The 22,543-nt window shown below is 67.8% G+C and carries 22 protein-coding genes, 2 tRNA genes and 5 pseudogenes; 13 read left to right on the top strand and 16 right to left on the bottom strand.

All coding sequences use genetic code 11. From position 1 onward, the window contains the following. Positions 1–22: 22 nt before the first annotated feature. Entirely contained in the window at positions 23–442 is a 420-nt protein-coding gene (locus FB465_RS34760; protein ID WP_342791874.1) for a glycine cleavage system protein H, read from the top strand. Positions 443–1,202: 760 nt separating this feature from the next. On the opposite strand, the gene FB465_RS34755 is transcribed toward FB465_RS34760, so the two are convergent. From FB465_RS34755 to FB465_RS34745, 4 genes and pseudogenes are all read right to left on the bottom strand, one after another. After that, positions 1,203–1,631: an SRPBCC family protein gene (locus tag FB465_RS34755; RefSeq protein WP_211785923.1), complete on the bottom strand. Its 429-nt coding sequence runs from the start codon at positions 1,629–1,631 to the stop codon at positions 1,203–1,205. Positions 1,632–2,234: 603 nt separating this feature from the next. After that, complete coding sequence (locus tag FB465_RS36150; RefSeq protein ID WP_170290770.1) at positions 2,235–2,384, bottom strand: hypothetical protein; 150 nt, start codon at positions 2,382–2,384, stop codon at positions 2,235–2,237. 161 nt (positions 2,385–2,545) lie between these two features. Further along, positions 2,546–2,634: transfer RNA gene (locus tag FB465_RS36145), tRNA-OTHER, on the bottom strand. A gap of 180 nt (positions 2,635–2,814) precedes the next feature. Continuing rightward, positions 2,815–3,217: pseudogene (locus FB465_RS34745) on the bottom strand (SDR family NAD(P)-dependent oxidoreductase); the annotation flags it as partial. 173 nt (positions 3,218–3,390) lie between these two features. Between FB465_RS34745 and FB465_RS34740 the strand changes: the two are divergent. After that, positions 3,391–4,092 (top strand): 2-phosphosulfolactate phosphatase, encoded by a 702-nt coding sequence (locus tag FB465_RS34740; protein ID WP_342791873.1) that lies wholly within the window; start codon positions 3,391–3,393, stop codon positions 4,090–4,092. 598 nt (positions 4,093–4,690) lie between these two features. Here the strand turns inward: FB465_RS34740 and FB465_RS34730 are convergent. Then, positions 4,691–4,912: pseudogene (locus tag FB465_RS34730) on the bottom strand (SDR family NAD(P)-dependent oxidoreductase); the annotation flags it as partial. 234 nt (positions 4,913–5,146) lie between these two features. Further along, a tRNA-Gln gene (locus tag FB465_RS36140) sits at positions 5,147–5,235 on the bottom strand. Positions 5,236–5,640: 405 nt separating this feature from the next. On the opposite strand from FB465_RS36140, the gene FB465_RS34725 reads away from it, so the two are divergent. Both FB465_RS34725 and FB465_RS34720 read left to right on the top strand, forming a co-directional pair. Then, positions 5,641–6,495, top strand: coding sequence for an IS5 family transposase (locus tag FB465_RS34725; RefSeq protein WP_145796943.1), 855 nt, complete (start codon positions 5,641–5,643; stop codon positions 6,493–6,495). After that, positions 6,492–6,890: a hypothetical protein gene (locus FB465_RS34720; RefSeq protein ID WP_170290769.1), complete on the top strand. Its 399-nt coding sequence runs from the start codon at positions 6,492–6,494 to the stop codon at positions 6,888–6,890. Before FB465_RS34725 ends, FB465_RS34720 begins: the two co-directional genes overlap by 4 nt. 20 nt (positions 6,891–6,910) lie before the next feature. On the opposite strand, the gene FB465_RS36135 is transcribed toward FB465_RS34720, so the two are convergent. The 3 genes and pseudogenes from FB465_RS36135 to ltrA all read right to left on the bottom strand — a co-directional run bounded on the left by FB465_RS36135 (position 6,911) and on the right by ltrA (position 9,338). After that, positions 6,911–7,102, bottom strand: a complete 192-nt coding sequence (locus FB465_RS36135) for a hypothetical protein (protein ID WP_170290441.1) — start codon at positions 7,100–7,102, stop codon at positions 6,911–6,913. A 76-nt stretch (positions 7,103–7,178) separates the two neighbouring features. After that, positions 7,179–7,693 (bottom strand): annotated as a pseudogene (locus tag FB465_RS34715) (IS5 family transposase); the annotation flags it as partial. Between the two features lie 82 nt (positions 7,694–7,775). Beyond that, positions 7,776–9,338 carry a group II intron reverse transcriptase/maturase gene (ltrA, locus tag FB465_RS34710; protein ID WP_484140827.1) on the bottom strand — a complete coding sequence of 521 codons (1,563 nt, stop codon included), beginning with the start codon at positions 9,336–9,338 and terminating at the stop codon, positions 7,776–7,778. Positions 9,339–9,885: 547 nt separating this feature from the next. Between ltrA and FB465_RS34705 the strand changes: the two genes are divergently transcribed. Beyond that, positions 9,886–10,668, top strand: coding sequence for an IS5 family transposase (locus FB465_RS34705; RefSeq protein WP_145796936.1), 783 nt, complete (start codon positions 9,886–9,888; stop codon positions 10,666–10,668). On the opposite strand, the gene FB465_RS34700 is transcribed toward FB465_RS34705, so the two are convergent. Further along, positions 10,634–11,134 (bottom strand): hypothetical protein, encoded by a 501-nt coding sequence (locus FB465_RS34700; protein ID WP_145796937.1) that lies wholly within the window; start codon positions 11,132–11,134, stop codon positions 10,634–10,636. The genes FB465_RS34705 and FB465_RS34700 overlap by 35 nt on opposite strands. A 476-nt stretch (positions 11,135–11,610) precedes the next feature. Here FB465_RS34700 and FB465_RS34695 point away from each other — a divergent pair, with 476 nt between their 5' ends. The 6 genes and pseudogenes from FB465_RS34695 to FB465_RS38050 all read left to right on the top strand — a co-directional run. After that, complete coding sequence (locus FB465_RS34695) at positions 11,611–12,858, top strand: sensor histidine kinase (RefSeq protein WP_145796941.1); 1,248 nt, start codon at positions 11,611–11,613, stop codon at positions 12,856–12,858. Next, the gene (locus tag FB465_RS34690; RefSeq protein ID WP_143600460.1) at positions 12,846–13,496 is read left to right on the top strand and encodes a response regulator; all 651 of its coding nucleotides are present in this window, start codon (positions 12,846–12,848) and stop codon (positions 13,494–13,496) included. The genes FB465_RS34695 and FB465_RS34690 overlap by 13 nt, the downstream gene beginning before the upstream one ends. An 83-nt stretch (positions 13,497–13,579) precedes the next feature. Beyond that, a complete protein-coding gene (locus FB465_RS34685) occupies positions 13,580–14,332 on the top strand; it encodes an IS5 family transposase (protein ID WP_342791872.1) in 753 nt (250 codons plus the stop codon). Between the two features lie 265 nt (positions 14,333–14,597). Further along, positions 14,598–15,329, top strand: coding sequence for an alpha/beta hydrolase (locus tag FB465_RS34680; RefSeq protein WP_145796940.1), 732 nt, complete (start codon positions 14,598–14,600; stop codon positions 15,327–15,329). A 523-nt stretch (positions 15,330–15,852) separates the two neighbouring features. Beyond that, positions 15,853–16,362, top strand: a complete 510-nt coding sequence (locus FB465_RS34675) for an SMI1/KNR4 family protein (RefSeq protein WP_170290768.1) — start codon at positions 15,853–15,855, stop codon at positions 16,360–16,362. A gap of 52 nt (positions 16,363–16,414) precedes the next feature. After that, positions 16,415–16,573 (top strand): annotated as a pseudogene (locus tag FB465_RS38050) (IS630 family transposase); the annotation flags it as partial. Between the two features lie 27 nt (positions 16,574–16,600). Here the strand turns inward: FB465_RS38050 and FB465_RS36130 are convergent. Together FB465_RS36130 and FB465_RS34665 are read right to left on the bottom strand one after the other, a co-directional pair. Beyond that, the gene (locus FB465_RS36130) at positions 16,601–16,942 is read right to left on the bottom strand and encodes a hypothetical protein (protein ID WP_170290767.1); all 342 of its coding nucleotides are present in this window, start codon (positions 16,940–16,942) and stop codon (positions 16,601–16,603) included. Between the two features lie 264 nt (positions 16,943–17,206). Then, on the bottom strand, positions 17,207–17,692 hold the full coding sequence (locus tag FB465_RS34665) for a helix-turn-helix domain-containing protein (RefSeq protein ID WP_425461234.1): 486 nt from the start codon (positions 17,690–17,692) through the stop codon (positions 17,207–17,209). Between the two features lie 238 nt (positions 17,693–17,930). On the opposite strand from FB465_RS34665, the pseudogene FB465_RS37315 reads away from it, so the two are divergent. Further along, a pseudogene (locus FB465_RS37315) lies at positions 17,931–18,207 on the top strand (IS5 family transposase); the annotation flags it as partial. Positions 18,208–18,225: 18 nt separating this feature from the next. On the opposite strand, the gene FB465_RS34655 reads toward FB465_RS37315, so the two are convergent. Then, entirely contained in the window at positions 18,226–18,768 is a 543-nt protein-coding gene (locus FB465_RS34655; RefSeq protein WP_145796938.1) for a GNAT family N-acetyltransferase, read from the bottom strand. A gap of 126 nt (positions 18,769–18,894) precedes the next feature. Further along, positions 18,895–20,147 (bottom strand): IS3 family transposase gene (locus FB465_RS34650; protein ID WP_246193060.1). Its coding sequence is split into 2 segments (ribosomal slippage): positions 18,895–19,865 and positions 19,865–20,147, totalling 1,254 coding nucleotides; the frame shifts between segments, so codons are not numbered across the junction. Positions 20,148–20,407: 260 nt separating this feature from the next. Between FB465_RS34650 and FB465_RS34640 the strand changes: the two genes are divergently transcribed. Further along, positions 20,408–20,908, top strand: a complete 501-nt coding sequence (locus FB465_RS34640; RefSeq protein ID WP_145796937.1) for a hypothetical protein — start codon at positions 20,408–20,410, stop codon at positions 20,906–20,908. Here FB465_RS34640 and FB465_RS34635 read toward each other — a convergent pair. Together FB465_RS34635 and FB465_RS34625 are read right to left on the bottom strand one after the other, a co-directional pair. Continuing rightward, positions 20,874–21,656, bottom strand: a complete 783-nt coding sequence (locus FB465_RS34635; RefSeq protein ID WP_145796936.1) for an IS5 family transposase — start codon at positions 21,654–21,656, stop codon at positions 20,874–20,876. The two genes, FB465_RS34640 and FB465_RS34635, sit on opposite strands and share 35 nt — an antisense overlap. A 510-nt stretch (positions 21,657–22,166) precedes the next feature. Next, positions 22,167–22,478 (bottom strand): hypothetical protein, encoded by a 312-nt coding sequence (locus tag FB465_RS34625; protein ID WP_145796934.1) that lies wholly within the window; start codon positions 22,476–22,478, stop codon positions 22,167–22,169. Positions 22,479–22,543: the final 65 nt, after the last annotated feature.

The raw sequence follows: 22,543 nt of genomic DNA, 5'->3' as shown, positions 1-22,543 counted from the left end.
TCTGCCGCGATCGTCGGGCACGATGAGCACGCTGATCAACTACGGCTTCGAAGGAGAGACCATGTCGAAAATTCCGACTGACCTGCGGTACGCCATGTCGCACGAGTGGGCTCGCTCGGAAGCGGACGGCACTGTGACGGTCGGCCTGAGTGACCACGCCCAGAAGGACCTCGGCGAGATCTGGTTCGTGGATACCCGGATCGGCACGGTTCTGGCCAAGGGGGACATAGCCGGCCTCGTGGAGTCGGTCGAGGCCGTATTGGATGTCTGCGCGCCGATCGGCGGCGAGGTGATCGCCGTCAATGGGGTATTGGATGACCGCCCGGAGTCGATCAACACGGATCCCTACGGCGCATGGATCTTCAAGCTCAAGCCGTCCAACAGGGCCGAGCTCGACGAGCTCCTTGATGCTGCCGGCTACAGGGCCGCCGTCTACGGGTGATCGCAGCGAACCAACGTCACCGCTGACAGGCGCGTTCGGGAACGTGCCGGCGACGGACAACCTCGGCACTTTCATGGGAGATGACTGGCTCACCGCTCGCCTTGTCCAGTGAGACTCCCTCACGTTCGTCGAGACCGGACAGCTGGCCTGCGCTGTCTCACCTGGCCTTGTCCCTGCGCGCGAACCGGACAAGGTCAGGTGAGACAGAGGCAAGATCTCGTGAGACGGGACACTGAACCCCGATGCGGCACGTCAACCCAGGGGCTGCCCGAAAAGAGACGTCTGAGGAAGCGTTCGCGGAACCGTTGGGGTTTGTGAGACACACGAGCCTCCGGGTGACGGTCTCCACGGAGACCGTCACCCGGAGGCCGGCGAAGTCTGGTGGTAGGCCGGAGATCCTTGATCGTTCTCAAGTTGGTGGGCCCCAACTTGGCCCACGGCTCACCTGGCATCAGGCTACCGACCTCACCCGGTCCGGGGTTCAGACAGGCACTCAGACGTTCTTGGTGGCGGTGTCGACAGCGCGGCGGACGCGCCAGTTCGTACAGAGAGATCGTGCCGCGCTAGGTGCGGGGTCTGCGGGGTCCTCCAGCCGGGGCCTTCTGTGCCGGGCCGACGGTCCCTCACCCGCCTCCCCCGCGGCCACCGGCGCCCGACCGGCGCTCCGGTGCCGCGGCAGGTCCAGGCGGCGCCGCAGTACGACGCGTACCGCAACTGACGTGCCTGAGCCGGGCGGTTCGGGGCTGCGGCCCCGCACCGCTCAGCCGCCGTGCGCCTCGCAGTACCGCTTCAGCCCGGCCGCCTCCATGTCCACGTACCGGCGGGTCAGCTTGCCGTACGCCAATGCGAGCAGCGGCGCCAGGAACCCCTTCTGCTGGAGGCCGAGCACCACCCGCGACCGGTCCTCACCGAGCGGCTCGATCCGGTGCGTGCCGATCGTGGTGAATCCCGGGTTCTCGCAGCGCCACTCGAAGCTGCGCCCGGGCTCCAGCTCGGTGACCCGCCACACCGCGGACGTCAGCTTGGGCTGTCGGACCTCCGCCTCGCTGCCCACCGCCACTGGGCCGCCGGACAGCAGCCTTACGCTCGTCATCGACACCGTCCAGCGGGGCCAGCCCTCGATGTCGGCCAGCACCTCCCACACCCGATCCGGCGCTGCCGCGACATCCACCGTCACCTTGTACCGCACCCGTCTTCCCTTCCTCGAAGTCAGATCCCCACGGTACGGCCGTCGCGCAGTGACGTTCGCTCAGCACCTCTGCCAGAGTGCTGGTACGAAGCTTCGCCGTGCCGTTCCAGGCGACTTCCAGGGCGTCGCGACCACCGTCGCCGACTGGTCGTCCGTCACCGACCGGTCGAGGCCACCGCCTTCCGCGAGCACTTCGCCACCGAGGACGAACTCGCCGCCGCCGCCGCGGTGATCAGCGGTTTGGGCAGCAGTTGGCGATCTTGAGCGGCAGCTCTGCGGTTCGTGCAGGTGGCTGCGCGAGTTGGCAGTGATAGTTGGCGGTTTCTGGAAGTGATAGCTGGCAGCCCTCGCGCCTGGTGATTACGGCGGGTGAGTCAAGTGCTCAGGTGATGACTGCGTCGATCTTCTGTGCCAGGTGCCGGGCAAGCGCTCAGCCTGGGAGGAGTGCATCCCACTGATCTCGGGTCGGGCCGTCGTGCTTTGGACGTGACCATATGGCCCCGCCGGCCAAGCATGATCGCCGTCCCCAGCCCGCTGATACCCCCACCTATCACCGCAACCCGCGCCGCTGAGCTCCCCTTCGCGTCGTGATGCGGAATGATCTTATTGCTTGGCGATCTCCGGTCGAGAACCGGCCTCGTCCGTCGCGGTGCGGGCGGGGCACGGCGGCATCCAGCGCCAGGTCGACCGCTTGTCCATGTCCAGGCGGAAGGTGCCCTCGACGTACCCCCAGTGGGTGTGGACGGTGCGCAACGGTAGCGACACAATAGAGATTCGGACCCGGTGCGGTCACTCACCGTGGTGAGGCCGGGGAGCCGCCACCTATCAGTACCAGTCTCAACGGTGACGACCCTCCGCCCGTAGAGCGCGGGCCGTCGAGTAGAAGTCTGCGGCGGTCGCTGTTACTTCTTGAGCGGAGAAGGCAGGATTCGAACCTGCGCAGGCTTGCACCCGACTAGAGCCAGAGCTCAGATCCCCGATAAACCACTCCGGGCACCTCTCCAATGGAACAGCCTGCGGACCGCTTGCTGTCCTCGTTGTGCCGTGAGCCCCGGTGTCTTTACGGGCCCCTGTGCACAGGTATGACTATGGCCCACCGCTCTGACGCGGTCCTGACGTCGTGCTGACGTCTGTGAGGGTGTCCGAGCGCGGCGCCCTCGAGGTGACGGCGCCTGGTGCGGCCTTACCAGGGAAGGGCGTCCTCGGCGTCGAAGTAGCCTCCCGTGGGGGCCGTCGGGGTCCACCTGCGCCATACGCACGATGATCTCGGCGCCCTGCTCGACGGTCTGGACGCCGGTGTTCCCGTTCAGGTCGGTCCTGGTGAAGCCGGGCTCCACCGCGTTGATCCGCATGTTCGGGAACCCCTTCGCGTACTGCACGGTGATCACGTTGACCGCTGTCTTCGACGCCTGGTACGCCACGCCCGGGTAGACGTACGACGGGCCACCCAAAGTGGTGAGCCGGGTCAGCGAGGCCAGGCCGCTGCTGACGTTGACCACGGCCGGGGCCTCGGAGCGCTCGAGCAGCGGCAGGAACGCGTGCAGGACACGCACGGTGCCGAACACGTTCGTCTCGAACGTGTGCCTTGTGTCCCGCAAAGGCCGTGTGCAGGTGACCCCGTGTGGTGATTGAGCAGGCGTGTTGTTGCGGACCACCTTTGTGACGCAGGCAGCCGGAGGTGTTGCACCTTCGAGACCGTCGATATGATGTAGATCACTCTCTGACTGCTTCGGGTCGGGCATGCGCGATCATGATCGGAATGGACACTCGTTTCGTTGGCATCGCTGAGCTGGCCGAGGCTCCGTCCGTGGCGGTCGTAGTCGACGTCATGCGTGCTTTCACCGTGGCTGCCTGGGCCTTTGCTCAGGGGGCGGAAAAGATCATTCTTGCCGAGTCGCTGGACGACGCTCTGGCGCTCAAGGCTCGCCACCGGGATCGGGTGGCGCTCAAAGACGGGCCGCCCGCGCCTGGGTTCGACATGGTCAACTCGCCGGGCCTGCTGCGGTCTGTTGACCTTGGCGGACGGACCGTTGTGCAGAAGACCACGGCAGGGACGGTCGGCGCCCTTGCGGTCAAGGAGGCGTCGCTGGTGCTGTGCGCCAGCTTCGTGGTGGCGGAGGCAACGGCTCGGCTCTTGCGGACACGCAGGAGTGACAGTGTCACGTTCGTGGTCACCGGCGACGACGGACAGGCCGATGAAGATCTGGCGTGCGCTCAATACATCGCTCGGAGAGCTGCCGAGGCTGGGACGGATGCTGCTGGGTTCCTTCGCCGCGCTGCCGAGTCGCGCGCCGCCGCCGAGCTGGCGGAGGGTGTGCGTCAAGGAGTCCATCCTGATGACGTTGCACTCTGCCTTGAGCTCGACCGGTTTCCCTTTGCCATGGTGGCGGCCTTGGAGGACTCACTCATGGTCCTGCGTCCGTGCGCCGTGCCTTCGCTGGCTGACGCCACCTCGATCTGATCAGCGAGCGCCGGCCTTCGGTCGGGTATGCGGCATTGACTGCATGTCCCGATGACGGTGGTTCGGGGTGGCGGCAGCCGGCTGACCCGAGTGGTACCCACGGCGGCTTCGCGGAGTCGACTGATCTCCTCGTGCTGGGCGGTGAGTCAGACAAGGGCCTGGGTGCGGTAGTCCGTGAGCTCGTCGATCGTCTGCTCCGATCGGGCGATCTGCTTCGAGGCGGGTGATCTGGGCTTCGCGGGGGTCGGGGATGTCTCCGGCCTGCTGCAGGGCCTGGAGACGTTGCTCGAATTCGGCGCGGAGGTACGCGTAGGGGCAGGTGCCGTGGAAGGCGGTGCGGTCGACGCCCGCTTCGCGGGCGAAGGTCTTGACGTCGCACGTTCCGCCGGGCGGGATCTCGCCGCGCAGGAGCCGGTCCATGGCGGCCCGGATGCGGCTGTCGTTCCCGGTCCGCTGGGCTGCGGAGATTCTCGTGCGGACTCCTCGTCCATGGTGTTGGCGGCGTCGATCTCAGCGACGACGCGGAGGGCCGGTCGTAGTCGGCCCGGAGCCGGGTGCGTTCGGTATTGCGTGTGGTGCCGAGCCGGCCGAGGAAGATCTCGGTGCCCGCGTTGTTGATCAGTACGTCCAGCCCTCCATCGGCCTCGATGGTCCTCGCCGCCGCCTCGACGGACGCGTCATCGGTGGTGTCGAGCTGGACCAGCGGTGCGCCCAACTGCTCGGCGGCCAGGCGCCCGCGTTCGGCGTCGCGGCTTCCGATGTAGACGGTGTGGCCCGCGGCGAGGCGGCGGGCGGTCTCGAGGAACCCCACCAGCGGCACGGCGCAGCCTGCCGGGCGGGCCCGTGTTCGAGGGTTGGCGCGGCCGCGGCGCAGCTGCAGAACATGCGGAAAGGTGCGGCTTGGCCCGGCTTCGGAGGCGGCGCGGGTGGAGTTGATGGCCGGTCAGTGCCGAGCGTGCGCCGGCTCGCCATGGCGGGTGGGTTCCGGGGCTTGGCCGGGCAACCGTCGCGGGCCGGCGTTGCGCGACCGGGGCCTGGTTGCTGGCCGTGTCGGCGGAGAAGGCAGGATTCGAACCTGCGTGGGCTTTCACCCGATCGGGGCCAGAGCCCCGGTCCCCGATAAACCACTCCGGGCACCTCTCCCAGCGGAACAGCCTGCGCATCGGCGCGCCGTCCAACTTGTGCAGTAGGCCTCGGTCTCTCTCTGGGCCCCCTGTGCACAGGAACGACTATGGCCCACCACCCTGACACGGTCCTGACCCCGTGCTGACGTCGTGCCTGAGCGGTGTCCGAGCGCGGCGTGCGCGGCGGGGCGCTGCTTCGGCTCGGGACCGGGCAGCGGGCCGAGGGCGCGAGCCGCGAGCGGTTCAGCGGGGTTCGTCCAGTCCTGGCAGAGCAAGGGGCAGGCGCCAGAAGGCAGGGGTCGGGCATCTAGGCCGTGTTTCAGAGGACGTTAAGTCCCTTATCTCTCGGTTCGTGATCGCTCGTTCGTGGTACTGATCGTCGTACCGGCCGGACATTCGGCATGTGCATGCTGGGATCAGAGGTATGGAGCGAGAGCCGTATCCCAGCGACTTATCGGATGAGCAGTGGGTGTTGATCGAGCCGATGATCACGGCCTGGAAACAGGACCGTGTGAGGCGGTCGGCGACCGGAGACCCCGGGGCCTGTAATCTCCGGGAGGTCGTGAACGCGATCTTCTACCAGAACCGGACGGGCTGTCAGTGGCGTTACCTGCCCCACGATCTGCCGGTCTGGTCGGCGGTGTTCTACTACTTCACGCTGTGGCGCCAGGACGGGCTTGACCAGCGAATCCAGGAACTTCTGCGCTGCCAGGTGAGGGAGAAGGCCCGCCGATTAGAGGACCCGTCCCTCGTGGTCATCGACACCCAGTCCGTGCGCGCGGCCGCGGGTGTCCCCAAGACCACGACGGGACTGGACGCGAACAAGAGGACACCGGGGCGCAAGCGGGGACTGGCCGTCGACGTGCTGGGGCTGATCATCGGCGTCGTGGTCCTGGCCGCGTCGGCGCACGACAACGCCGCCGGCACGGCCCTGCTCGACCAGGCGGCCGAGCGGTGCGGCAACCGCCTGGAGAAAGCCCTGGTGGACCAGGGCTTCAAGGACGAGGTGATCATCCACGGCGCACTGCTGGACGTCACCGTCGAGGTCGTCCGCCGCAACCCGGCCGACCAGGGCAGGGGCTTCGTCCCGCAGCCCAAGCGGTGGGTGGTTGAGCAGGTCAACGGCACGCTGATGCTGCACCGGCGCCTGGCCCGCGAGTACGACCACAGGCCCGACAACTCCGCCTCGCGCGTCTACTGGGCTTCCACCGCGAACATGGCCCGCCGCCTCACCACACCCGCACCGGCCTGGCGCGACACCCTCCAGGCGGCCGCATGAACGTCACCGAATTCCTGGCGGACCTCCAGGCCCGGCACGACGAGGCCACTGCCCGCGCCGACGAACTACGCGACCAGATCGAGCACCTCACCGCCGCCCTCACCGATACCGAAGCACGCCTCGCGGACCTGGCCACCACCCGGAAGGTCATCACCGAACTCGCGCCGACCGGGATCGCACCGGATCCGGCCGGCTCGAGCGCCGCCTACCAGGCCATCGTGAACGCCTTCAACCAGCACCCCGACCAGACATTCCGAGTCCGCGAACTACACGAACTCATCGGCATGCCCACCGACGACCCAGCCCTGAACGTCACCCGCAGTCGCCTGGGACGCCTCACCCGCCAAGGCTTCCTCACCCAGCCCGGACGAGGCCGCTACCAGAAACGGACTTAACGTCCTCTCAGAAGTGCCTGTCAGTCTCCGACGAAGACGAGGTAGCGGTGGGGCATGTGCTGAAGCTGTTCCGAGAGAACGAGCAGCTCAGCCGCCGCCTCGGCTTCCGCGGGGGACGCGTCGTCAAGCAGAGCGCTGAGCTCGGGGACGACAAGCCGTATCTGCGACTGGTTGAACCAAGTGTCGTCGTACGGGTCGACATACCCGAGCATCGGTAGCGCCAGGGCTTCGGCCCGTCGGCACAGCGGACTGATCGCCGCGTGGGTGCAGGTCGCGACGGTTTCTCGGGAACTGGGGGCTGTCGTGCCGCTGGCCAGCTGTGACCAGGAAGGAGAGCGGCTTCTGTCCGTGCTCGACCGCCAGGTGCACCTTCGTGGTCAGTCCACCTCGTGAGCGTCCGAGCCCGTGGTCGGCGGGCTCGGCAGCAACTCCACCTGGTTTGTCCCGCTGCAAATCCCCCTTTTGCGGGCGCCAGCCGCGTGCTGATGCGCCCGCGCGACGGTGGAGTCCACGCTCACGTCCCAGGTGATCAGGCCTTTCGCGTCGGCCTCGGCTTGCAACTGGGTGAGGATCCGGCTCCAAGTGCCGTCACGCTGCCAGCGCCGGAAGAGACCGTAGATGGTCTCCCACTGGCCGTAGCGGGCGGGAACGTCGCGCCACGGCGCACCGGTCCGCGTCCGCCAGCGTATGCCGTTGATCAGCTGCTGCTTGGACCAGACCGGAGGCCGCCCAGGCTTCTTGCCCACGGGCAACAGCGGCTCCAGCCTGGCCCGCTGAGTAGGCCCGGGGCGCGGTGTCGGGATTGCTCCCGGCCCGTTTCCCCGGACCTCTCGCCGAACCCGCCGTGCGCCTCTCAACGCAACGGGCTCTCCACGGCCTTTGCCGTCAAGCTTCTTGCAGGGGCCAGGGACTGGGGATCGACTTGCTGCGGTAGCGATACCGGGTGACCGGGATCGCGCTGATCTTCTGCAGTTCGACCTCGCCCGCCGCTATCGGAAGCCACCGCCCGGAGGGGGTGACGAACCGGCGGCGGACATCCGACCACGTCCAGTGGTGCCGCTCGCGCAGCATCCGGATCAGCCTCCACCAGGTGAAGTTGTCCAGCATGCTGAAGGTGTTCTTCGCGACGGCGTGCCGGAAGTAGTTGGCCCATCCGCGCATGACCATGTTCAGACTGGTCAGCACGTAACCCAGGTCCTGTTGCGACGTCTTGCGGGTCAGGGCACGGATCTTCGCCTTCACCGACCGCTGGGGCCGTTGAGCGACGAAGGTGTAGACGTACCACTTGCTCGTTCCTCGCTTGCGGCGCCACTGGATGTGGAACCCCAGGAAGTCGAAACCCTCGCTCATGTGGACGACGCGGGTCTTCGCTGGCGAAAGCCGAAGGCCCATCGGCCGCAGGACGTGAGCGATCTCCTCGCGCAGGATCTCGGTGTCCTGCTCGGTCCCGTGGACCAGAACCACGAAGTCGTCCGCGTAGCGGACGACTCGCCAGTTCGGCAGGCCCTTGATACGCCGCCGCCTCTCCCGCTGTCGCTGGGTCGACATCACACCCTCCGGCTCCCATGCCCGGTGAAGGTGCTCATCGAGCACCGACAAGGCGATGTTGGCCAGGAGGGGCGAAATGACGCCTCCCTGCGGTGTCCCGGTGTGGGTGTCCTGAAGCTCTCCGAGTTCCGTGAGGACCCCGGCCTTCAAGAACGCCTTCACCAGGGCCAGGACCCGCTTGTCCTTGATCCGCATCCGGATGCGGTCCATCAACGGGGCGTGTTCGATCTCGTCGAAGCACGCCTGGATGTCCGCGTCCAGAACCCAGCGGTATCCGCGGGTTCCGAAGAAGTGGATCTCGGCAATCGCATCCTGGGCCCGCCGGTTGGGCCGGAACCCGTAGGAGACCGGCTTGAAGTCGGCCTCGAAGATCGGCTCCAGCACCAGCTTCAGCGCGGCCTGGACGACCCGGTCGGCAACGACGGGAATCCCCAGTCGCCGGACCTTCCCCGACCCGCCCGGCTTGGGAATCATCTTCTCCCGCACCGGAAGAGCCCGAAACGTGCCCGCCTTGAGCTGAGCACGCAGGTCGTCCAGAAACCCGGGAACTCCGATCCGCTCCTCCACGTCGGCGACCGTCAGGTCATCAATGCCGGCGGTTCGAGCCCCCCGGTTGCCGGCCACCCGATCGAACGCCACGATCAGCGTCGCCGGGTCGTGCACGAGGTTGAACAAGTCGTCGAACCGGCGGCCGGGATCGGCCGCCGCCCAACGGTGAAGCTTGGCCTGCATCTCCGATACCCGCTGACGAGGCCCCAACGGGGCTTGTTCCAGCAGGGCACCGGTGTTCACCGGTGCTTCTTTCGGCATTGCAGCCTCCTCCCTTCTCAAAACCGCTGCCGCCCTTCCCCATGTGCCGGGCTTTCCCCGGCTCGGAGTACTACGGCGGCTCCGCCCCACCCATCCCGTTCAGCAGTCGATGTGCCTATCCCGGCCCGCGAGTTGGAGGCCCGCCGACCGGGAACCGTGGACAGGTGGTTCCCGTGTTCACTGTGATTCGCTCGGTGGAGTAGGAGCCCGGCTGTATCCCAGCGGCATCGCCATGAGTACGCCGCAGACCTTCCTCATGGCCTCCCGGGCGCAAGCAATAAGACGCCCCAGGAGTTCCGGCCCCCGAAGGCGACCGTGCGCACCGCGCCCGACCCATATCCACCAGATTGGAGTCGGTGACGAAGTTAGAAGCCGTTGTCGTACCGATCAAGGAACTTGTCGATCGAACGGAAGTCCCGATTGGGTGATCGTCGAGCGGTTGGCGCATGAAGGTAGGGCCTCCTGCACAGCTCAAGGGTGTCGAGTCCGTGAGCAAAAGCAGGAGGCCCTGGTGTTGCAGTCTGTCGTGCGCGTGCTGGTTGCGTCCAACTCCCGCGTGTCGTTGTGTGATTGCCTCGCGCATGTGTACGGGAACGCGGCTGATCGGCCAGAGCGCCGGCCGCGGTATCCGTCGGACATGACGGACACGGAGTGGGCCGTGGTCCGGGCATCGCTGCCGGTGCCGGGGTGGCTGGAGGGGCGGGGCGGCCAGCCGGAGGGCTATTGCCACCGACAGATGCTGGATGCCGTGCGGTATCTGGTCGACAACGGCATCAAATGGCGGGCGATGCCGGCGGACTTCCCCGCTTGGGACCGGGTCTACGCCTTCTACCGACGCTGGCGCGACAAGGGCCTGATCAAGGAGCTGCACGACCGGCTGCGCGACAAGGTTCGGCGGGCCGAGGGCCGGGATCCGGAGCCGACGGCGGGGATCATCGACTCGCAGTCGGTGCGGGCCGCCGCGTCGGTGCCGGCCGCAACGCGCGGATACGACGGCGGGAAGATGGTGCCGGGCCGCAAGAGGCACATCGTGGTGGACTGCCTCGGGCTGCTGCTGGCCGTGCTGGTCACCGCCGCGAACGTCACCGACCGAGAGGCGGGTGCGAGCCTGCTGGCCCGGCTGCGGGCACGGTACTTCCGGCTGACGCTCGTGTGGGCCGACGGCGGCTACACCGGAAGCCTGGTCGACATCGCCGCGAAGGCTTGGCGCATCGCGTTGACGGTGGTCAAACGCAACCACGACACTGCGGGCTTCAAGGTGCTGCCGAAGAGGTGGCTGGTGGAACGGACATTCGCGTGGCTGATGCGCTCACGCCGCCTGGCCCGGGACTACGAAACCCGCACCGACACCGCCGAGGCGATGCTGCTGTGGTCGATGACCATGGTCATGAGCCGCCGCCTGGCCCGCCGGTCCAGCTGAACCGGCCCGGCGTGTCCTCGGCCAGCCAACCCCTGGCCACCAGGCGTTTGGCGCGAGACCGCACCGCACCCTCGATCTTTGCCGGGGCCAGCTCCAGCCCCAGCGCGGCCGCGATCTCCTGACAGCTCATCGATCCGCCTTCGCCGGCATGCTGCCGATCAGCCAGCAGATTGACGATGCGCTGATACTCCACCGCCAGCACGCTCGGCGCGAGCCCGGACCGCCACACCGGCACGACCGAACGGCCCGGCGCCGCCCCGGACGCGGGAGCTGTCTCCGCGGCCTGCTGCCCCTGCGATTCCGCCAGGACCCGGTCGACCCTTTCCCGGGCGATCGTCCATCGCTCCCAGTCCGTCTCCGCGTCCCGCAACTCGGCCACGATCCGGTCCACTTCCTCGCGCAACGACTCCACCCGCTGCCGAGCGGCCAACTCCCGCTCCTCCAGCAATCCCATCACCGACGCCACCCCGGCACCTCCACCGCGAGACAACCCGATGGACCAACCCTGCCGCGCCGCCACGGACTCTATGCCTGGCCTGCGGAAACAAGCCGATCACGCCCGATAAGACAACGGCTTCTTAGGACGTAACGACGCCGGTTCCTCTCGTACTCCTCTCCACCACGCTTACCGGACCCGCACCATCTGGCAGTACTGGCACGTCCCGACGTTGTCAGGGCCGCTCCCGCCCTCCCCGGCATCACCCGGATCAGGCTGCCCTCAGCTCCACCGCCTTGCTGCGACAAGGTCAGCGGCGAAGGTCTCCCACCTCCGCTCGAACCAGCAGCGCCTCACGGCGCAAATTGCTCGCTCGTCAGATCTCCACGCCCCACGAATGGATCATGGCAGACCTTGATCCACTTATGAAACGGACCCTAGGTTCACCATGAGATCGGGTACAGGTTTCATGGCACCATCCTCCTGCGGTGCCCTAGCGTCGTGCCATGACGATTCCAGCTGGACTGAGACGCACGGTCCTCCGGGCGCAGCGGGACACCGGCTTTCTTGCCGCTGGTGTGCTGCCGCACCTGGCGCTGGTGCCCGTGTGGGCCTGGGCGGCGGCGACTACCGCCAGGACGGGGAACTGGCTCCTTACGGTTTCCATGTCGGCCGCCCTGGTCCTGCTCGGCACCCCGGTGCTGACGGCCGTTCAGCGGGCTCGCTACCGGGTGCTCATCGGTGTGGACGTCCCCCGGCTCACCCCCACCGCGCCGGAACAATGGACGTGGGCCTCGACCGCCCGGTGGCTCGCGGCGACGCGGCCTTGGCGCAAGATCGGCTACCACCTCCTGCTGGGCCCGCTGCTCGCGCTGCTGGAGCTGCTGGTGCTCGCGGTGGCAGCGGCGTGCCTGGCGGGCGTCATCGCCTACGCCTGGTCATGGGCGCTGCCAACCGGAATTCGCCAGGACTGGTTCGGCTACCTGACCCAGCTGCCGGCTTACACAGCGGCTGGACTCCTCCTCCTGTGCGCCCTGCCCTGGACCGCGCGGGCAGTAGCCCGGGCCGAGGCGCGGCTGGCGTTGGGCCTGCTCGGGCCCAGCCGGGCGCAGCGGCTCCAGGAGCGGGTCGATCAGCTGACCGTGAGCCGGACCGACTTGATCGAGGCCGTCGACGCGGAGCGCCGCCGGATCGAGCGCGACCTGCACGACGGCACCCAGCAGCGGTTGGTGTCTCTCGCGGTCAACCTGGGTCTGGCCATTGCCACCCGCCCGGACCTGCCGAGTGATGCCCGCGAGGTGATCGCGAGAGCGCACCTGGAGGCGAAGGAGGCGATCGCCGAACTCAATGACCTGGTGCGGGGGCTGCACCCGGCCGTGCTCGAAGACCGAGGTCTGGACGCGGCGTTGTCCGGGCTGGCTGCCCGCACGCCCCTGCCGGTGCGGCTGCGGGTCAATCTGGAGGAGCGGGTGGCGCCCAACGTGGAGTCAGTCGCGTACTTCGTGATCTCTGAGGCGCTGACCAATGCAACGAAGCACGCCAACGCGATGCGTGCAGAGGTGATAGTCCGTCAGGTCGGCGAGGTGCTGCTAGTGCGCGTTACCGACGACGGGCTGGGCGGTGCCGACGCCGCCGCCGGCACGGGGCTGACCGGGCTGGCCAAGCGGGTCGGCTCCCTCGACGGGGCCTTCCACGTCAGCAGCCCCGTTGGCGGGCCCACCACCATCACCGCGGAGCTGCCGTGCGCGCGGTGATCGCCGAGGATTCGGTCTTGTTGCGGGTCGGCCTGATCAAGGTGCTGGAGATGGGTGGGTTCCAGGTCGCCGCGGAAGCCGGCGACGCGGAGGGGCTGTTGGCGGCAGTGGCGGAGCACCGGCCCGAACTTGCCTTGATCGACGTCCGGATGCCGCCCGGCTTCACCGACGAGGGGGTGCGGGCGGCGATGGAGATCCGTCGGCGCTGGCCGGGGACGCCGGTGGTGCTGCTTTCGCAGTACGTGGAGGAGCGGTACGCGGCTGACCTGCTGTCTGCGAACACCAGCGGTGTGGGCTACCTGCTCAAGCAGCGGGTTGCCGATGTCGCCGACTTCGTGGCGGCGGTGCGGCGGGTGGCGGACGGGGGCACGGCCCTGGACCCGCAGGTCGTCGCCCAGTTGCTGCTGCGGCGCGACAGCGACCCGCTCGCGCGGCTGACCCCCCGCGAACGGGAGGTGCTCGGCCTGATGGCCGAGGGGCGCTCCAATGCCGGCATCGCGCAGGCGCTGGTGGTCAGCGAGAGCGCCGTGGCGAAGCACATCAACAACATCTTCGCCAAGCTTGACCTGCCCGTGGTCGACGCGGACCACCGCCGCGTCCTGGCCGTGCTGCGGTTCCTCGGAGCGTCCCGGGCCTGACCTTCCCATCCGTGATCACGATCTACGGCTGGAGTACTAGGGCGCACTGCGAAAGTGGATCAAGGGCATGATGATCGCTGTTCGTGGTGCGGGGTGATCTGACGGACAGCCAGTGGGAACGACTGGAACCGCTGCTGCCGCGAGGCAAGAAGCCGGGACGTCCTCGGATTCGGACAAGGCGACAGTTGATCGACGGCATACGGTGGTGGATCCGGACCGGGGCGCCGTGGCGGGACGTGCCACCGCGGTACGGCCCGTGGGAGCGGGTCTACGACCTGTTCACGCGCTGGCAGCGCAACAGGACCTGGAAACGGATTCTGGAACGGCTGCAGGCCCGGGCCGATGCGAACGGACTGATCATCTGGGAGGTGAACATGGACTCCACAATCGCCCGCGCCCACCAGCACGCCGCCGGAGCACGCAAGGGCGACTTGCAACAGGAACCGCCCGGCGGTGTCGATGTCGAGCCTGACGATCACGCCCTGGGACGTTCCCGTGGCGGATGGACGACCAAGCTGCACCTGGCAGTCGAGCAGGCGCAGAAGCCGCTGTCGCTCCTGGTGACCGCCGGCCAGCGGCACGACAGCCCGCAGTTCCGGCCCGTCCTGGAGGGCATCCGAGTGCCTCGCCCCGGTAGCGGACGACCGCGCACGCGTCCTGCCGCGGTCCGCGCCGACAGGGCCTACGGTTCCCGGGCGAACCGCGCCTATTTCCATGGCCTGTGTCTCGTGCGAGCTGACGACGACTGGTACATGGGGCAGCTCGATTCCGACGGTTCAGTCATCTGCTGGGCCTCCTACGGCCCCGACTTGGGCGAAGCCATCCAGGGTTTGTGAGTTATCAAGCGATTGGCCTGATCACTTTCGCAACGCGCCCTAGCTCTGCGTGTGTTCCGGCTCCGTGGCCTCCGGCCACGGAGCCTCCGCAAAAACCTGTTGGCGGACCACGGCGACCACTGCTAGTTTTCCGGAGGCCGTGCGAGAGAACGAGGAGGTGGTACCCGTGAACGCAGTATCGACATGGGTGCTCCCCTCCGGGGTCACGGTCGGGCGATAGGTCGTCCGGGAGCGCCGTTCAAGAGCACTCCCGAAAGGCACGACCATGCAATTCACTTCTGAACAGCGCCTCGACGACGGCGTCCTCGAACGCGAATTCACCCTCGGCGAGATCCCCGGCATCCTGTGGACGCCCTCATCCGCACCGGCACCGCTGATCCTGATCAGCCCCCCGCCCCTCGGACTGCACAAGATGTACCCCCGGCTGGCGGGGCGGGCCCGGTACTACGCGGCGGAGTACGGCTTCGCCGCGGCCACCATCGAGCTCCCCGGGAGCGGTGACCGGCCCCGTTGGGCCGCCGCCGAGCAGGCCCGCGCCGACCTGCGCCGGGCGATGGAGGCCGACGAGCCGGTCAGCGACGAGATCGTCGACGCCCTCATCCTCCCGCTGGTCGACAAGGCGGTCCCGGAATGGCAGGCCACCCTGGACGCCCTCCTTTCGCTGCCCGAGATCGGCGGCCCGGTCGGGTACGAGGGGGGAGTGATCTCCATCGGCATCCGGCTGGCGGTGGTCGAGCCGCGCATCTCGGCCGCCGGACTCTTCGCCGGGAGTCTCGTGCCCGCCGCCATGTTCGAGGAGGCCCGCCAGGTCACCATTCCGCTGCAGGTCCTGCTGCAGTGGGACGACGAAGGGAACGACCGGCAGGCGGCCCTGGACCTGTTCAACGCCTTCGGCACCAAGGAGAAGACGCTGCACGCCAATATGGGCGGACACACCGGCACCCCGTGGTTCGAGCTCGACGCCGGGGCCCGGTTCTTCGCCCGGCACCTGAAGTGAGACCGGGCCGTCAGGCCACCAGCAGACGGTAGGCGGAGTCGGCCAGGATGCCGCTCATCGAGGACAAGTCCCGGCCCTCCTCAGCTCTCTGCACCGCGGGCCCCTGCCAACCCGGCAGGGGCCCGCGGTGCCCGAAGCCATGAACTGTTCGATTTCTGCAGAACTTTCGAGTGCTGCCCAAACTCGTGTACAAGTGCTGTCGGGTTCTCGTGAACAAAGCCACCGCGCCGACCGCCGCCTTGAGGTTCAGCATTGTCCGTTGACAAGGAAGTTGGCCCGGGATGGGCGGGCTGACCTGGGCGGGCCTGATTGGATGTCACGTAACAGAGGGCTTCCGCCGGCCGGCTGGGGTCCTGTTCGGCTCCTGCGGCCCGTGCCCCGGGACCGGGGCGTCGCTGTCAGAGCGGCCTGGGAGACTGCCGGCCATGATGTCTATTGATCATGGTGTGCGGGAGTCGTGGGATCGCATCGACGCCTGGCTGAGGGCGCACGTCCGGAAGGCCCCATCAGGCCGGCGGCGGCTGTGGGGCGCCTCGATGCAGTCGAGGCCGCGCTGGCGGTGACACTGCCCGCTGACGTGCGGGGATGGTGGGCCCTGACCAACGTCAGCGCTGACTACTGGTTTCCTGGATCGTTCGCTCCGGTGGCGCTGGAAGAGGCTCCGGAGACACGGGAGATCTGGCTGCTCGTCGCGGAGCAGGAAGAGTCCCTGTTCGATCAGAACGGGGAGGAGGAACCTCGGTTTCTGCCGGAGTTCATGCCGATCGCGATGAGTCCTGGCGGTGACGGCCTCGTTGTCGACCTTCGGGCTGGCGAGCACCACGGTGCGATCTTCTTGTGGGATCACGAGCGTTGGAGGCTCGGGGTTCCGTTGTGGGACTCGATGGGCTCGATGCTCCAGGACATTGCCGTCGCTCTCGAATCGCAGACGCCGGCCCTGCCTCGACATGCTGCTCTCGGCGGTGCCGAAGCGGCCTGCGTCGGCAAGGTCAACGACTCGGGCGACCTTACTGACGTCGGCGCGTCAGGGTGAACTGTCCTGAAGACCCTCATGGGCGTGGTGTGGTGGCTGTATCTGATGGTGTGTGAGGTACGCGGACGGGGGCGGGCTGACCGCTGAGGGACGGCTGCGCCGGGACTCGGTGCGGATGCGGGCGGCCGAGCTGTTCGAGCAGAGGGTCAAGCCGTCGGAAGTGGCACGGCGTCTGCGGATGAGCCGGAAGTCGGCCTGGGCTCCGGCGTGGCCCGTCACCCGCTCGGTGATCGCCTACCTAGCATCGGCTCTTCGCATCATTCATCTCAGCGACCTGCTCTTCGGGCCGAAAGCGCATCAGACACCGGGGGCAGTACAACACCTTCGCTCGTGGCGCCCACCTCGCCCGGCGCACCGCCCGCACCGCGCGGACCCCGACCAGCACGGCCCCCGCGAGCAGCAGTGCCCCCACCACGAGCCGTGCCTGGGCCAGCATGGCCGCGCCCCAGACCGCGAGGGTGGCGGCGGCGAACATCCGGACCCCGCCGGCCGGGTGGACCAAGGATCTGCGGCGCTCCTCGAAGACCCCCAGTTGAGTAGTGTCCTCGCACTGCGGGCAGGCAGGTTCCCGGAGTTCCATGCGCACACGGTAGACGATCAGCTCTCGTATCAGATAGTGCGGTTCCAGGCCCGGCTACCCAGCAGGAGGAGCAGGGGCGTTTCAATGAACCGGCCATCCGCAACAACCGCCAGTGGTAGGCGGGGTCAACCGACCCCAACGTGCCTCTCAACGAAGCGTTGTGGCAGCTGGCCACCACCACCGAGGCGTTCATCGCTGCCGCGCGGAAGCACATCGACGGCTGACACGGGGGCCGTGATCGCGCAGTTACTTGACTTCGGCTTGTCAGGGTGACGTTGGGGTGTTGAGGGTCAGGCCGGTGACGGCTATGAAGCCGTCGAGGGTGTCGGGTCGGTACTGCAGGCGTTTGAGCCGGTTGCGTACGAGGGCCTCGAGTCGGTCGAGGGCCATGATGGCGAGGTTGGCCAGGCTGCGTTTGACGTGTGCCCAGACCCACTCCACGGGGTTGAGGCCGGGCGAGTAGGCGGGAAGCAGGAACACCGTCAGCCAGTCATACGCGGCGAGTTTCTCCAGGCACCGCGACGACAGACGGCACCGCGACCCGCCCGGGCCGCGAGAGGCCAGAGCCTGAGCGCCGCCGTCCCGCCACAACTCATGCCTTTGACAGGCCGACTTCCGGCTCACCCGCAGACGCCGTGCCACTTCCGACGGCTTGACCCTCTGCTCGAACAGCTCAGCCGCCCGCATCCGCACCGACTTCCGGCGCAGCCGTCCCTCAGCGGTCAGCCCGCCCCCATCCGCGTACCTCACACACCATCAGATACAGCCACCACACCACGCCCATGAGGGTCTTCAGGACAGTTCACCCTGACGCGCCGACGTCAGTAGCTGGGAGCCAGCAGGCTGAACACTATGGTGTGGCGGCGGCGCGGTCGTGGACGTAGGACCTGATCCTGCCGGAGGGGAGGGAAATGTCGTGGTTGTCCGTCAGGGAGGCCCAGACACACACCGGCTTCGGGCCGAAATCGCTGTCAAGGGGCTCGATTGAGTGACAGCAGACAGGGCGTACGCGTCCCGCAAGAACGACGCCTACCTGCGGCGTCGCGGTATCCGCTGCACCATTCCGGACAAGGCCGACCAGGTCCGCGGCCGCAAGAAGCGCGGGTCCAGCGGTGGCCGGCCACCGAAGTTCGACCCAGAGGACTACAAGGCCCGGCGCGCGGTCGAGTGCGGCATCACGCGCGGTCGAGTGCGGCATCAATCGCCTCAAGAGCCATCGAGCCGTGGCCACCAGGTACGACAAACTCGCGGTCCGCTACGAGGCTACGTCCTCGCTGCCGCCATCAACGAGTGGTTGTGACGTACTGGCCTGACGACAACTCGAACACCCGTACTCGCCGACCGCAGGTGGGATTGACGGTCTCACGGACCGGACGCATCCCCAGTTTGATCATGATTCGTTCGGAGGCGTCGTTGCCCACTTGAGTGATGCTGACGATCCGCTCCAGCCCCCGCTCTTCGAACCCGAACCGTACAGCGGCCGCAGCGGCCTCGGTGGCCAAGCCCTGCCCCCAGTGGGAACGTCCCAGCCGCCAGCCGACCTCAACCGCCGGCAGTACCTCCGGCAAGAAGTCGGGCACCGAAAGGCCGGTGAACCCGGCCAGCTCGCCAGTGGACCGGATCTCCACGGCGAACAGGCCGAAGCCCTGTGACTCCCACTCGCTCTCCCATGCCTGGACCCCGCCGCGAGTCTGCTGTTCGTCACGGACGCTGCCGTCACGGATCCACCGCATGACCTCGGGGTCGGCATTGACGGCAGCCATGGGCGCAACGTCTTCCTCGCGCCAGCGACGCAGGATCAAACGGGGAGTCTCAAGCGTGACCATCCAATCATTCTGGATCATAAATGGGCTCTCCGCCATCCTCACCAGGCACGTTCGATACACGCCCCAGTGCCGTGACCGGGAAGGTTCACCGGCTGGGGTTGAACCGCCCCGGGTTCGGTAGAGAGCTCAGGTTGTGGTTGTGACCTGGGGTTTTGTGGCTGTGAGGTAGTAGGCGGTCTCGTATTCGGCGGGTGGGACGTGGCCTATCTCACCGTGGAGTCGCCGGTGGCAGTACCAGTCGGTCCACTCGGCTGTGGCGAGCTCGACCTGGGCGAGGGTCTTCCAGGGCCGGCCGGGCTTGATCAGCTCCGTTTTGTAGAGGCCGATGGTGGATTCCATCAGGGCGTTGTCGTAGGCGTCGCCGACGGATCCGATCGAGGCCGCGATGCCGACGGCGTCCAGGTGCTCGGCGAGCCGGAAACTCGTGTACTGCGACCCGGCATCCGAGTGATGTATCAACTCGCCTCTCTGGTGGGGGAACCCGTCACGGTCGCGCTGCCACAGCGCCATGTCCAGCGCGTCCAGGACGAGCCGGGTCTCCTTGGACGTTGACGCGGCCCAGCCGACGATCCGGCGGGAGAAGGTGTCCACGACGAAGGCGACGTAGACGACGCCGGACCACGTGGCGATGTGCGTGAAGTCGGCGACCCAGCAGCGGTTCGGCGCGCCGGCGACGAACTGACGGTCCACCAGGTCCGGGGCGCGAACGGCGGCCGGGTCGGGGATGGTGGTGATCACCTTCTTGCCACGCACGGCGCCGGCGATGCCGAGTTCACGCATCAGGCGTTCGACGGTGCAGCGGGCCACCTCGTGGCCTTGGCGTTGCAGCTCGCGCCAGACTTTCCGGGCCCCGTAGACGCGGTAGTTGGTGTCATGGACCTCCTTGATCAGCGGCTTGAGTTCCTCGTCGCGCAGAGTGCGAGCACACGGCGAGACCAGGCGCTTGTGCTGGGCGTAGTAGGTGGAGGGGGCGATGCTGCAGCCGTGCTCGGTGAGAACGCGGCAGATCGGCTCGACGCCGCCGAAGCGGCCCCGGTGCTCGTCGATGAACGCTACGAGCGAAGGTGTGGCCGGTCGAGCTCGGCCGCGAAGAAACTCGCCGCGGCCTTCAAGATGTCGTTGGCGCGCTTGAGTTCGGCGATCTCCTTCTTCATCGCCTTGATCTGCGCGGACTCCTCCGTGGTCGTGCCCGGGCGCTGACCGGAGTCGACCTGGTCGCGTCGCACCCAGTTGCGCAGGGTCTCGGCCGAGCCGATGCCCAGCTTCTCCGCGACGGCCCGCAGCGCGGCCGACTCGTTCGGGTAGTCACCGAGGACCTCGGCAACCATGCGCACCGCACGACGGCGCAGCTCAGGCGGGTAGGAAGAGGGACGTGCCATGACTCGAATCCTTACACGAAATCGAGTCCCCACCGAACCCGGGGCGGTTCACGTTCCATGCCGCTATCTTGCCAGGACCGCGATCGGGCGGGCCGGCACCACACCATCGCCCGCTTCACCCCCGTCTCAATCGCGGGGGAACTCGTAAGAAGCCGTTGTCTTATCGGGCGTGATCGGCTTGTTTCCGCAGGCCAGGCATAGAGTCCGTGGCGGCGCGGCAGGGTTGGTCCATCGGGTTGTCTCGCGGTGGAGGTGCCGGGGTGGCGTCGGTGATGGGATTGCTGGAGGAGCGGGAGTTGGCCGCTCGGCAGCGGGTGGAGTCGTTGCGCGAGGAAGTGGACCGGATCGTGGCCGAGTTGCGGGACGCGGAGACGGACTGGGAGCGATGGACGATCGCCCGGGAAAGGGTCGACCGGGTCCTGGCGGAATCGCAGGGGCAGCAGGCCGCGGAGACAGCTCCCGCGTCCGGGGCGGCGCCGGGCCGTTCGGTCGTGCCGGTGTGGCGGTCCGGGCTCGCGCCGAGCGTGCTGGCGGTGGAGTATCAGCGCATCGTCAATCTGCTGGCTGATCGGCAGCATGCCGGCGAAGGCGGATCGATGAGCTGTCAGGAGATCGCGGCCGCGCTGGGGCTGGAGCTGGCCCCGGCAAAGATCGAGGGTGCGGTGCGGTCTCGCGCCAAACGCCTGGTGGCCAGGGGTTGGCTGGCCGAGGACACGCCGGGCCGGTTCAGCTGGACCGGCGGGCCAGGCGGCGGCTCATGACCATGGTCATCGACCACAGCAGCATCGCCTCGGCGGTGTCGGTGCGGGTTTCGTAGTCCCGGGCCAGGCGGCGTGAGCGCATCAGCCACGCGAATGTCCGTTCCACCAGCCACCTCTTCGGCAGCACCTTGAAGCCCGCAGTGTCGTGGTTGCGTTTGACCACCGTCAACGCGATGCGCCAAGCCTTCGCGGCGATGTCGACCAGGCTTCCGGTGTAGCCGCCGTCGGCCCACACGAGCGTCAGCCGGAAGTACCGTGCCCGCAGCCGGGCCAGCAGGCTCGCACCCGCCTCTCGGTCGGTGACGTTCGCGGCGGTGACCAGCACGGCCAGCAGCAGCCCGAGGCAGTCCACCACGATGTGCCTCTTGCGGCCCGGCACCATCTTCCCGCCGTCGTATCCGCGCGTTGCGGCCGGCACCGACGCGGCGGCCCGCACCGACTGCGAGTCGATGATCCCCGCCGTCGGCTCCGGATCCCGGCCCTCGGCCCGCCGAACCTTGTCGCGCAGCCGGTCGTGCAGCTCCTTGATCAGGCCCTTGTCGCGCCAGCGTCGGTAGAAGGCGTAGACCCGGTCCCAAGCGGGGAAGTCCGCCGGCATCGCCCGCCATTTGATGCCGTTGTCGACCAGATACCGCACGGCATCCAGCATCTGTCGGTGGCAATAGCCCTCCGGCTGGCCGCCCCGCCCCTCCAGCCACCCCGGCACCGGCAGCGATGCCCGGACCACGGCCCACTCCGTGTCCGTCATGTCCGACGGATACCGCGGCCGGCGCTCTGGCCGATCAGCCGCGTTCCCGTACACATGCGCGAGGCAATCACACAACGACACGCGGGAGTTGGACGCAACCAGCACGCGCACGACAGACTGCAACACCAGGGCCTCCTGCTTTTTGCTCACGGACTCGACACCCTTGAGCTGTGCAGGAGGCCCTACCTTCATGCGCCAACCGCTCGACGATCACCCAATCGGGACTTCCGTTCGATCGACAAGTTCCTTGATCGGTACGACAACGGCTTCTAAGCCCGTAACACGGTCTCGTGGATGTGGGCTGGTTGGCGGTGCCCGGTGTGACGATTCGTCCGTTGGTGGTGGTGTGCGTGCTCCGTGGATGGTCGGTGACGAGCCACTCGTCCCCCTCGCATGCGCTCACCTGACCGCCCTGCCCTGCCCAGCAACGGGCAGGGCAGGGCGGTCAGGCCAGGTGGCGCAGAATCACCCGTCATGCGGGCGTTCCGCTGGAGTGCGGGCCTAGATGGCTCAGCCGGTCCGCTCTTGTCGGCGGGCGTCAAGCGCCCTGGCGAGTACCTTCGCCCGGAACGGGTTCGCTTGGTGCAGTGCCTCTGCGACCTCGATCGCCTCGTCCAGCAGCGCCAGCCGCACCTGCGGCAGATCGCTCAACCTGGGACTGCGGCTCGCCTCGACCAGCACATACGCAAGCTTGGACCCGTACACCTCCGGGCTGACCTGCGTCAGCACCCGGTAGACCCTTAGCGCGTCCGGCCCGCGCAACACCCGCCGGTTCGAGCCGAGGAGCAGCACCCTCGCCCGCTGTACCGCGTCCTGATCCATCGCGTTCCCCCTTCATCCCGGCACTCCCAGCCACCACCGACGGCGGGGCAGCACGACGTACGCAC

This window comes from Kitasatospora atroaurantiaca, from assembly GCF_007828955.1.
In the GTDB taxonomy this organism is placed as follows: Bacteria; Actinomycetota; Actinomycetes; order Streptomycetales; family Streptomycetaceae; genus Kitasatospora; species Kitasatospora atroaurantiaca.
This window is presented reverse-complemented; position numbering and strand designations above follow the sequence as displayed.

Coding starts and splice junctions, on each gene's coding strand:
- FB465_RS34760 (WP_342791874.1), top strand. CDS start 23: ATGAGCACGCTGATCAACTACGGCTTCGAAGGAGAGACCATGTCGAAA.
- FB465_RS34740 (WP_342791873.1), top strand. CDS start 3,391: ATGGACACTCGTTTCGTTGGCATCGCTGAGCTGGCCGAGGCTCCGTCC.
- FB465_RS34725 (WP_145796943.1), top strand. CDS start 5,641: ATGGAGCGAGAGCCGTATCCCAGCGACTTATCGGATGAGCAGTGGGTG.
- FB465_RS34720 (WP_170290769.1), top strand. CDS start 6,492: ATGAACGTCACCGAATTCCTGGCGGACCTCCAGGCCCGGCACGACGAG.
- FB465_RS36135 (WP_170290441.1), bottom strand. CDS start 7,102: ATGCTCGGGTATGTCGACCCGTACGACGACACTTGGTTCAACCAGTCG.
- FB465_RS34705 (WP_145796936.1), top strand. CDS start 9,886: ATGACGGACACGGAGTGGGCCGTGGTCCGGGCATCGCTGCCGGTGCCG.
- FB465_RS34695 (WP_145796941.1), top strand. CDS start 11,611: ATGACGATTCCAGCTGGACTGAGACGCACGGTCCTCCGGGCGCAGCGG.
- FB465_RS34680 (WP_145796940.1), top strand. CDS start 14,598: ATGCAATTCACTTCTGAACAGCGCCTCGACGACGGCGTCCTCGAACGC.
- FB465_RS36130 (WP_170290767.1), bottom strand. CDS start 16,942: ATGGAACTCCGGGAACCTGCCTGCCCGCAGTGCGAGGACACTACTCAA.
- FB465_RS34655 (WP_145796938.1), bottom strand. CDS start 18,768: ATGGTCACGCTTGAGACTCCCCGTTTGATCCTGCGTCGCTGGCGCGAG.
- FB465_RS34635 (WP_145796936.1), bottom strand. CDS start 21,656: ATGACGGACACGGAGTGGGCCGTGGTCCGGGCATCGCTGCCGGTGCCG.
- FB465_RS34625 (WP_145796934.1), bottom strand. CDS start 22,478: ATGGATCAGGACGCGGTACAGCGGGCGAGGGTGCTGCTCCTCGGCTCG.